Raw genomic sequence first — 10,918 nt, forward strand, 5'->3', positions numbered from 1 at the left:
TTTAATATTGCAAAAGTAAGATTCAGATCTTTAGCGAGCCACGAAAACCCCTTGCAGCATAATAGGAGTCCGCCCCATTATGGTATACAAATACAGTGTCGTAGCGGTAGTCACAAAAAATGGCCCCGCCAAGCTTCCTAATATTATCAGGTGTTTTCACCCAACTCGATGTTTTCGCATCGAAGTTTCCAAGTCCTTGCAACTGCCGATATTCTTTTTCAGTTAGAAGCTCAATTCCCATGGCATCAGCCATATCAACAGCATTATTTTCCGGTTTATGTTTCTTCCTTGACTCCAATGCCTCGCGGTCGTAACAAACACTTCTACGACCTTTAGGACTTTCCGCTGAACAGTCGTTAAATATAAATTCACCGGTCCCATTGTCCATCCCGACAACATCCGGTTCACCACCCGTTCTTTCCATCTCATTGAGAGACCACAGTTTATTGGTACTGGCTAGCAACCTTTCTTGCACGTTGGCCCACTCTAACCCTTTATGGCGATCCATGTTCTTCTCAAAACGGACTTGGAGCACTCTTAATAACTCTTCCCGCTGCTCCATTGACAACTCTTTTCCATTATTTATTTTATTATTCTTTGGCATTATTAGCCCCCTATCGTTTTCCCTTGAAATGGCTGAACTGCAGCATTACCTGTCGCCGTATTTTAAAAGATATTATTTCCGCAAGATTTTTGTCATCGCTTTTCCCTTTGCCAACTCATCGATTAACTTATCCAAATAGCGAATTTCCTGCATTGTTGTTTCCTCAATATCTTCAACTCGGACGCCACAAATCATACCTTTGATCAAAGCCCGCGAAGGATTCATTTTGGGGGCTTCTTCAAAGAAAGCCTCAAAGTCTACCTGCTCTTCCAGTTGCACTTCCAACTCTTCTTGGCTATATCCTGTCAACCAACGGATGATTTCATCAACTTCAGCTTTCGTACGCCCTTTTTTCTCTGCCTTCATCACATACAGGGGATAGACTTTTGCGACACTCATTGTATAAATCTTATGTTTGGTCATATTACACCCCTTCTTTTATGTCACGTCTATTATATCCTAGATACCCTATTATCATTAAAAGGATGCTAACCACAGTTATTGTAATGGAAACTGTTGCATCAAAATCCTCCATTGGCATTCTTGGAAGCCAACTTTGGATGGCTGTTTTTGATAAGCCTTCTGGTAAATCCAGGATACCGCCAAAATAATTCAGCATAAAGGAATAGATGAGATAAATATACACGGCTTTACCAAATTTCGGCACCCATCCAAGGGCTAAAGCGGCTAGACCAATAAAGAATAGTACGGCCGGCAGCAAATTGTAGCCCGCAACGAGGAAATCAATTAAATCCATCGTCCCACCGTCCCCCATGGCATTAATTGCTGTGCCACCAAGACCACCTGCAGCTAGTAGAATACCTATTATACCTGAAGAAACAGCTAAACCAATGCTGGTCCAATATAATTGGCTGCGGGTCATTTTTGTTGCATAAAGCTGACTTAAGCGTAATCGACTCTCTTCAGAAAAAAGTTTATTGACTACAGCAATTGGTAGGATGGAAACCAAACTAATCAGAACCATCATAATCGTACCGGTGAATGATTCTTCAATAGAAATGCCTGAATGTGTAAACATTTGTTTTACCACTTCGCTACTTTCCAGGAAAGTCTGCATATCTCCATAGATCGAGCCATAAGCCGCCCCCATAATAACAAAAGTGATGAACCAACTAATGATAGTGCCTTTGTTGAGCTTGATGAACAAACCACGAACAGACAACAACGACTTTTTCGCATTTGCTCGTCCTTCTCTTTCAGGTAAATAACCAGAGCCCATATCACGAGCTCCTTCAAGTGCAAAAGCAATGATTGCAATGATTACGCTAAATATCAAAGCAAAAACTAGCGGTGTCCAATTATTTTCTGTAAAGGGATAAGTTAAATAGGTCCATCCAAGCGGATTAATCATGGATAAATCCATATTCGATATATCTGTGGCAGCACGCACGATATAGAGTAGACCGATAAGCCCTAAGGACGAACCTGTCGCTGCTGATGAAGTTGGCGTAATCTGTGCCATCAAAAGAGCAATCCCGGCACCGATCATTCCTGCTGTTCCAATCGATGCCCCAAATAAAAAGGATCCTTGAGCATTAATCGTATCAGCACCAAAGCTTATCATAATAATGGCAATAAAAATGGCCAATAGAATATTAATGAAGATTGTTTCTGTCATCGTAGCGAAAGAATTTGCTTGACGACCGACCTGAAATGACCGCACGAGTTCTGTCAGACCAAGATCTTCTTCCTTTCGTGTATGGCTTACCACATGCAAGGCTGAGATGATCATCGCAAATAAGCTACAGAACAATAACATATTTTGAGTGTAAAATGCTCCTAATGTATAATCAGCAGCTGCTTCTATAGGTGTAGGGCCGACCATGGATACCATGGCGGGGTTTTTTAATGTTTCGTACATTCCGATCAATCCCTGACCCTTGGTGATTTCTTCAAAAGCTGGTACATATGCAGCTGAAAACAAACCAAGCCCTGCTATCCATATAATCATTTTTTTCCAATCACGTTTTAGATATTGTAAAAACAATGTGTTCCAGCGTGCTAATTTTTGGTTCATCATTTCATCCCCCTTCCCACTGCCTAGCCTTCATAATGACGCATGAACAAATCTTCAAGTGTTGGTGGTACAGCTTCAAATTTTTTGACGCCCAACTTGCTTGCTTTCATTAAAATATCATTGAAATGTTGGTTGTCCGCCGAAAATGTCGCCTGATTATCTTTTTGTTCGAAATTAAAGACACCCTTCAGGTCGGCCATTTCAGACACATCACCATCTGTTTCTAAAGTTATTGTAGAACGAGTCAAATGACGCAATTCATCAAGGGATCCCGTTTCTACAATTTCACCTTGGCGAATGATGGCAACTTTATCCGCCAAGCGTTCTACTTCACTCAGAATATGAGAGGACAACAGAATCGCTTTACCTGATTCTTTGATCTTTTCGACTTCTTCCTGGAAAACTTGCTCCATCAAAGGGTCAAGTCCAGAAGTTGGCTCATCAAAAATATATAAATCTGAATCGACGGATAAAGCCGCGATCAAACCAACTTTTTGACGATTTCCCTTCGAATATGTTTTAGCTTTTTTCTTAGGATCCAATTCAAATCGGTCAATTAAATGATCACGCTTTTTCTTGTCTCCGCTGCCATGCAACTTCATAAATAGGTCTATAATTTCACCACCTGTTAGATTGCCCCATAGCGAGACATCTCCAGGGACATATGATATCCTTTTATGAATTTCAATGCTGTCTTTCCAAACATCCCTACCGAATATTTCTGCAATGCCAGCATCTCTCTTAATAATACCCAATAAAATTCGAACGGTTGTGGACTTGCCAGACCCATTGGGGCCAATAAAGCCGACAACTTCACCAGTAGCCACCCTGAAGGCCACATCACTCAACGCCTGAAATTTACCAAATTTCTTTTGTAATCCTTGTACTTTCACAACTTCAGTCATAACTTTTACAGTCCCCTTTTGAAGTTTATAGTCTTTCTTGTTTTTTGAATATGTGGCCTCAAACACCCTTGCATCTCATTCCTATTTATAAAAGCTGTACTTCAGTATCTCAGAATAACTTTTCCATTCTTTGAGGTAATGCTCCCCAAATTCACTAATGTTTTCAAATGTGTCTACTTGACTTAAGCCTTTCTCCCCAAATCCAAACATCGTCCAATTCAGGATTTCTATCGCCTTCCCAATATCAATATCTTCACGAAACATGGAATAATCAATGTTTTCATACATCCTCTTAGTACTTTCATCATAAACGGGGTCAATCTTTTCTTTGATGATTTCCCTTACTTCAGCCGATTCCTCTTGTTTGGCGGAAATGAGAAAATCAAATACTTGTGGAAATTTTCGTTGAATACCGAGTTTTTTCATCCCTATATTTTCTATTCTTTTAAATATATCGGTTTCATTCAAATCGATTTGTTCAACGACTATTTCAATGATTCGCACACAGTACTCAATTAAATATATATACAGATCCTTTTTGCTATTAAAATAGTTGAAAAGTGAACCTTTGGAAATGTCGGCTTTCTTTACAATTTCGTTTGTAGATGCCTTTTCAAAACCACTCTGGACAAATTCCTTTATTGCTGCATTAATAATGTCCTTTTGTTTTTCTGGTTTTAAGTTGATGAACTTGGAATAAATGATAATAATCTCCCTTCATTCAAATTTAAATTGACCATTGTGGTCAATAATAGCTTAACCCAAATGACCGAAATGGTCAATTATGAATGCGATCAGCTTTTCAACTCCATATTATGCAAATTAAAAAAGCCTATTTGAAGTTACATCAACCAAAATAGACTCTTCCTCCACGGTACTAAATTTCACCCGCTATCTACTCTCAAGAATTTATTTCCATAAAAAACGAGGTCTGCTCATCAGCAAACCCCGTCACTTCTATTATTATAAATTTTCGGCTTACATCATGCCCGGCATGCCGCCGCCCATGCCGCCACCCATGTCTCCGCCGCCATTCTCTTCTGGAATGTCGGCAACTACCGCTTCAGTAGTCAGGAACATGGCAGCAACTGAACCTGCGTTCTGCAATGCGGAACGTGTTACTTTTGTCGGATCGACGATACCTGCATCGATCATGTTGACCCACTCATCAGTCGCAGCGTTGAAACCGATGCCTATTTCTTGAGTCTTGAGGCGTTCAACAATGACTGAGCCTTCGAGTCCAGCATTTTCGACGATCTGACGAATTGGTGATTCGAGTGCTTTCAATACAATTTTAACACCCGTCTCAACATCGCCTTCAGCTTCTATTTCTGATACTTTACCGTAGATGTTGACAAGTGCTGTACCGCCACCAGCTACAATGCCTTCTTCAACTGCGGCACGTGTGGAGTTAAGGGCATCTTCGATGCGGAGCTTGCGTTCTTTCATTTCCGTTTCAGTGGCAGCACCTACTTTGATGACTGCTACACCGCCGGATAGTTTGGCAAGACGCTCTTGGAGCTTCTCTTTATCAAAGCTTGAAGTTGTGTCTTCAATCTGTGATTTGATCTGACCGATGCGCGCTTCGATATTATCTTTCTCACCGGCACCTTCTACGATTGTCGTATTATCTTTAGTCACATTGACTTTAGAAGCTGTACCAAGCATATCAACCGTTGCTTCCTTCAAGTCCAGACCAAGATCTTCTGTGATGACTTGTGCGCCGGTCAATACAGCGATATCTTCGAGCATTGCTTTACGACGATCTCCGAAACCAGGTGCTTTGACTGCGATTGCAGTGAATGTACCGCGCAGTTTGTTGAGTACCATATTCGCCATGGCGTCGCCTTCTACATCATCAGCGATGATGAGGATCGGACGGGATTGCTGGACGATCTGTTCAAGCAATGGCAGAACATCCTGGAAGTTGGAAATCTTTTTGTCTGTCACAAGGATATAAGGGTTATCCAAGTCTGCAATCATCTTCTCGGAATCTGTCACCATATAAGGAGATGTGTAACCGCGGTCGAATTGCATACCTTCAACGACTTCAAGTTCAGTTTTGAACCCACGGGATTCTTCAATTGTTATGACACCATCATTGCCGACTTTTTCCATCGCTTCTGAGATGTACTCGCCGATTTCCGGGTCGTCCGCAGAAATTGCGCCGACTTGTGCAATGGACTCTTTATCCTGCACTGGACGGGAAATGTTCTTCAACTCTTCTACCGCCACTTCGACTGCTTGGGAAATACCGGAACGGATGCCGACCGGGTTGGCACCGCTCGTTACGTTCTTCAGACCTTCCTGGATCATCGCTTGCGCTAGGACTGTTGCAGTCGTCGTACCGTCACCGGCGATTTCATTCGTCTGGTTGGCCACTTCAGCGACAAGTTTTGCGCCCATGTTTTCATAAGCGTCTTCAAGTTCTATTTCTTTTGCGATTGTTACGCCATCATTTGTGATGAGCGGGGATGTGAATGATTTATCCAGAACGACATTACGTCCTTTTGGCCCCAATGTCACTTTTACAGCATTCGCCAGTTTATCGACACCGGCGAGCATGGACTGTCTTGCATCTTCAGAGAATTTCAGTTCTTTAGCCATTACTTTTCATTCCTCCTGCGTAGTTTCTTTATATAAGTATTTCTTTGATTCATTTCATTTGATTAGTTGATGACAGCTAGGATATCAGATTCGGACAAGATCAGATAATCTTTGCCTTCATGTTTCACTTCAGTACCTGCAAACTTGGAATACATCACACGGTCGCCTTCCTTTACTTCAGGCTCGACACGATTGCCGTTATCCAGAACCAAGCCGGGTCCAGCTGCTACGACTGTGCCTTCCTGTGGTTTCTCTTTGGCGGATTCCGTCAGAATGATGCCGCTTTTTGTAGTTTCTTCCTTTTGGGTCAAATCAACGATGACTCTGTTGCCTAATGGTTTTAACACGTAAAAGCCCTCCTTTGAAATATTACAGATGTTTTTAGCACTCGAGCGTTCAAAGTGCCAACAATTAAATAATAATCAAAGTTGGTCAATAATGCAAGTATTTTCTCTTTGCTTTAACCACATTCTTTTTTATTGTAGAATAGCAGTATTGAAAAATGGAGGGCTTATCTTGAGAAAGCTATATAGTGCATTAATCATCGTCATATTCCTCGCCGTGCAATTTGCGGTTGTACCCGTATCTATGATCATGGCGTTCATCAATCCATCAATTACAGAAGAAGAATTGCTTAGCGGCGTACTCCCTTACCAAGTCGGTGCATTCGCCTTAGGCGTTGTGGCTGTCATTATTGTGGGAAGGCTCCATCGCAATAAAAACCGGATAGAGCGTGGCCCCCAATCGGATCTACCGGTGACTTTCGCCTGGATCGTCGGAGGTGTGTTCTTGGCTTATGCCACTCAGATAATCGCTGGCCTCATCAATACGAATATCCTCGGAAATCCAATGGAAAGTGAAAATACGATGGGCATCGTGGATATGATAGAGAATGCCCCATACATGATTCTTGTCGTTGCTCTGTTTGGCCCCATCCTGGAAGAATACGTCTTCAGACGGGCTATATTCGCTGAAATCTATGAAGTGATACCAGGCCCGAGAATCGTCGGTTTCCTTGTAGCCGGGCTGCTCAGTGGTTTTGTATTCGCCATCGCTCACTGGGATTTCACCCATATACTGATCTATGTCGTCATGGCATACACATTCAGTTTTCTATATGTCATCAGCGGCAGATTGCTGGTCCCGATCATGGTCCATATGATTATGAACGGTATCGTCGTCGTGCTGCAACTGACATTCAAGGATTATATAGAGCAGATTGAAGAAATGCGCGGTGGCCTCGGTACTATCATGCAGCTTCTATTCTGATAATGAACACCCCGGACTTTAATAGTCCGGGGTGTTTGTACATTCCGAGGCACATGACATTCATCTTTATGCCTTTAAGTTTTCAATTTCTTTTTTCAATCACCCGACTTCGCACTGATTCCGAGTCTTGCCTCACATGTCTCAATCACTTTTTTTAGCGCAGTGATTCTTGCGTATTTCTTATTGTTTCCTGGGATTACATGCCACGGGGCGAAAGCGGTATGCGTCTTTCTGATCATGTCTTCCGAGGCCTCGACATACTCATCCCATTTCTCCCTGTTACGCCAATCTTCATCGGTCAGTTTCCATTGCTTATCCGGATCATCCTCGCGGCTCTCAAACCGTTCAAGCTGTTCATCCTTATCCAAGGACAAGAAGAATTTAATGATGATTGCTCCTGAATTGTACAGTGATTTCTCAAAAGCATTGATTTCCTCGTAGGATTGCTGCCATTGCTGTTTTGAAGCAAGTCCTTCTATGCGCTCTACAAGCACCCGGCCGTACCAACTGCGATCATAGAAGGCCACATGGCCGCTTCTCGGAATATCTATAGCAAACCGCCATAGATAATGATGGAGCAACTCCACATCAGTCGGTGCGCCGGTTGCATTGACCGTATATCCGGTTGGGTCGAGATGTTCACGGATGCGTTTGATATTTCCACCCTTGCCGGCTGCGTCCATACCTTCATAGACGAGGATGAGCGGCACTTTTTCCTTGTAGAGCTGGAATTGGATTTCCCTCATCCTCGACTGAAGATCGGGCAGGATGGCTTTATAGTCTTTACCACTAATTTTTTCATCCTCAAAATCAAAGTCAAAGAACTCTGCTTCATATTTTTTCGTGAAATCACCATCAACTGATCCATCCTGTGTCTGATCTTCTTGCTCCAGACGTGCTTCAAGGCGTTCTACGACTGTGGAAAACAAAGTGTTTACTGCACCTTCTTTATCCTCGAAATCAATGACTGTCCATGGACACCCGGTCAGCATGTCTAAAAATTTCTTCATTTCCTTGATATAATCTGTTTTGTCCAGCTGTTCTTCAAATTCTTCAGCCTTCCATTTAAGTATCGGATTATCTTTGAGCTTTTGTATATGCCGTGCCCTGACTTCTTCTGGGGCGTCAACATAGAGCTTGATGATTTCATAGCCACTGTCCGTCAACATCTGTTCAAAATTCTCCATGTCTTGCCTGATGTCGGTATATTCCGTCCGGATATTTTCCTTGATGCCGTACGACTTATAATTGATGTACTGGGCATACCAGCTTCTGAAGTGGATATTGATGTCCCCGGCTTTAGGCAGATGGTTCCAGAACCGCTGCAGGAAAGGATATCTGAGATCGATCTCCCTAGGTGGTCGCGTGGCCATGAAATTTGTATATTTAGCATCCAGTGCCATATATAAAGCATTTGCCAGCCTCGACTTTCCGGAGGCTGGTGGTCCTTCTATCACAATCATCAGCGGTATGCCCCGATCCTTCGTCTCCCGCGTCAGTTCGCCTAGGCGATTTTCCAGTGCTTCATCAAATTCTGCCATACTATCGCTCCTTTCGTTCCATTATAGATGTGTACCCTTAAATCCCATTATCTGAACATACAGAAGATGATGGAATCTGTGTTACTATATTGTTAGAAACTTATAAGGGGATGAATTGATGGTACATACATTTTCAGAATATGAATATAAAAGGCCGGATATCAAACAGATAGCGGCGGAAGTCGACACATTGCTTAAAGAGTTTAAGGAAAAGGATTCGGCGGACGCCCAAGCCGAAGTCATCGACCGCCTCAACACATACTTTAATCACCTCTCCACAATGAGTAATCTGGCGCTTATCCGTTCAACAATAGATACAAGGGATGAATTCTACGATAAAGAGCGGAATTTCTTCGATGAATACGGGCCAGCCATCCAGGAGATTGATTTTAAATACTATGAGACGCTGATTGCCAGCCCCTATAAAAGCGAGTTGGAACAGCGTTACGGCAAGCAACTTTTTTCGTTAGCTGAAAAAGCTGTTAAAGGATTTGACCCTAAAGTCAAATCACTCCTTCAAAAAGAAAACAAGCTTGATTCAGAATACTCAAGACTGCTCGCTTCAGCAGAAATCGAATTTGATGGAAAGGTGCTCAACCTATCGGAATTCGGTCCCTATGCCCAGCATACCAACCGTCAAATGCGTCGCTCAGCCACTGAAGCGCTCCATGGATTCATGGAGATGCACCTCGATAAGATCGATCGGATTTATGACGACCTGGTTAAGACACGTCACCAGATTGCGGTGGAGCTTGGCTACAAAAACTTTATCGAACTGGGTTATATCCGCATGAACCGCATCGATTATGACAGTGATATGGTACAGAACTTCAGAGACCAGGTTGCAGAATACGTCGTGCCACTCGTCACTGAACTTAAGGAGAGGCAGCGCAGGCGGATCGGTGTCGAGAAACTGAAGATATACGACGAATCATTCGACTTTACGACCGGTAATGCTGTGCCCAAGGGGGACACTGAAGATATCCTGCAGGCGGGCGAAAATATGTATCTTGAATTATCCAAGGAAACTGGTGAATTCTTTAAATTCATGAGACAGCGCGAATTGTTTGATGTTGAGGCCAAAAAAGGAAAAGAAGGCGGCGGGTACTGCACTTTCATACCAGACTACTCCTCCCCTTTCATCTTCTCCAACTTCAACGGCACCCTTGATGATGTGACCGTTTTGACGCACGAAGCGGGCCATGCGTTCCAAAGCTATATGTCAAGCGGCTTCGAGGTGCCGGAGTATCAGTTCCCGACTCTTGAATCTGCAGAGATCCATTCCATGAGCATGGAGTATTTCACATATCCGTGGATGGAACAGTTCTTCAAGGAGGATACTGATAAATTTAAATATACGCATATGGCGGATAACATTTCTTTCCTGCCTTACGGAGTTGCCATAGATGAATTCCAGCATATTGTCTATGCGCATCCTGAACTGTCTCCTAAAGAACGGCGACAAGAATGGCAGAAACTCGAGGACAAGTATTTGCCGCATCGTGATTACGATGGCATAGAGCCGCTTGCCAGCGGGGCTTTTTGGCATAAACAGGGGCATGTCTTCAGCGACCCGTTCTACTATATCGACTACACCTTGGCACAAGTCTGTGCCATGCAGTTCTGGAAGCGCGCCAATGAGGACTTCGATAGCGCATGGAGCGACTACATCAACCTGTGTCGTCTCGGTGGCTCATTACCGTTCAATGCACTGGTTGAAAAAGCAAATCTCATCTCGCCGTTTGAAGATGGCTGCCTGCAATCAGTCGTTAAAGAAGCACAAGACTACCTCAATTTGATTGATGACAGTGCACTATAGATTGAAACGGGGCTGGGACATAAAGGCCCCTGAACACTAAGAAAAATGGCGATCCATCCCGATAAAGCGGATGGATCGCCATTTTTTGTGTCTGCTTCCAAAGCAGTGCGCATCATTCGGTTGAACTTCCCGAGG

10 protein-coding genes and 1 pseudogene are annotated in these 10,918 nt (G+C 43.2%); 2 read left to right on the forward strand and 9 right to left on the reverse strand.

The window, feature by feature from the left end; translation table 11 throughout:
* Window positions 1-22 precede the first annotated feature (22 nt).
* From ABD734_RS10480 to groES, 8 genes and pseudogenes are all read right to left on the reverse strand, one after another.
* On the reverse strand, window positions 23-604 hold the full coding sequence (locus ABD734_RS10480; RefSeq protein ID WP_344704071.1) for a DUF4256 domain-containing protein: 582 nt from the start codon (window positions 602-604) through the stop codon (window positions 23-25).
* Window positions 605-676: 72 nt separating this feature from the next.
* On the reverse strand, window positions 677-1,027 hold the full coding sequence (locus tag ABD734_RS10485) for a DUF2200 domain-containing protein (protein ID WP_344704073.1): 351 nt from the start codon (window positions 1,025-1,027) through the stop codon (window positions 677-679).
* A 1-nt stretch (window position 1,028) separates the two neighbouring features.
* A complete protein-coding gene (locus tag ABD734_RS10490; protein ID WP_344704075.1) occupies window positions 1,029-2,645 on the reverse strand; it encodes an ABC transporter permease in 1,617 nt (538 codons plus the stop codon).
* A 20-nt stretch (window positions 2,646-2,665) separates the two neighbouring features.
* On the reverse strand, window positions 2,666-3,547 hold the full coding sequence (locus ABD734_RS10495) for an ABC transporter ATP-binding protein (RefSeq protein WP_344704077.1): 882 nt from the start codon (window positions 3,545-3,547) through the stop codon (window positions 2,666-2,668).
* 81 nt (window positions 3,548-3,628) lie between these two features.
* On the reverse strand, window positions 3,629-4,051 hold the full coding sequence (locus tag ABD734_RS10500) for a hypothetical protein (RefSeq protein ID WP_344704079.1): 423 nt from the start codon (window positions 4,049-4,051) through the stop codon (window positions 3,629-3,631).
* Between the two features lie 78 nt (window positions 4,052-4,129).
* Window positions 4,130-4,258, reverse strand: a pseudogene (locus ABD734_RS10505) (TetR/AcrR family transcriptional regulator); the annotation flags it as partial.
* Window positions 4,259-4,525: 267 nt separating this feature from the next.
* Entirely contained in the window at window positions 4,526-6,154 is a 1,629-nt protein-coding gene (gene groL, locus ABD734_RS10510; RefSeq protein WP_344704081.1) for a chaperonin GroEL, read from the reverse strand.
* A gap of 62 nt (window positions 6,155-6,216) precedes the next feature.
* On the reverse strand, window positions 6,217-6,501 hold the full coding sequence (groES, locus tag ABD734_RS10515) for a co-chaperone GroES (RefSeq protein WP_344704083.1): 285 nt from the start codon (window positions 6,499-6,501) through the stop codon (window positions 6,217-6,219).
* A 169-nt stretch (window positions 6,502-6,670) separates the two neighbouring features.
* Between groES and ABD734_RS10520 the strand changes: the two genes are divergently transcribed.
* Window positions 6,671-7,423: a CPBP family intramembrane glutamic endopeptidase gene (locus tag ABD734_RS10520; protein ID WP_344704084.1), complete on the forward strand. Its 753-nt coding sequence runs from the start codon at window positions 6,671-6,673 to the stop codon at window positions 7,421-7,423.
* A gap of 95 nt (window positions 7,424-7,518) precedes the next feature.
* On the opposite strand, the gene ABD734_RS10525 is transcribed toward ABD734_RS10520, so the two are convergent.
* On the reverse strand, window positions 7,519-8,964 hold the full coding sequence (locus ABD734_RS10525) for a phosphate--AMP phosphotransferase (protein ID WP_344704086.1): 1,446 nt from the start codon (window positions 8,962-8,964) through the stop codon (window positions 7,519-7,521).
* 118 nt (window positions 8,965-9,082) lie between these two features.
* Between ABD734_RS10525 and ABD734_RS10530 the strand changes: the two genes are divergently transcribed.
* Entirely contained in the window at window positions 9,083-10,783 is a 1,701-nt protein-coding gene (locus tag ABD734_RS10530) for a M3 family oligoendopeptidase (RefSeq protein WP_344704088.1), read from the forward strand.
* Window positions 10,784-10,918: the final 135 nt, after the last annotated feature.

Source organism: Salinicoccus jeotgali, from assembly GCF_039538805.1.
Classification (GTDB): Bacteria; Bacillota; Bacilli; order Staphylococcales; family Salinicoccaceae; genus Salinicoccus; species Salinicoccus jeotgali.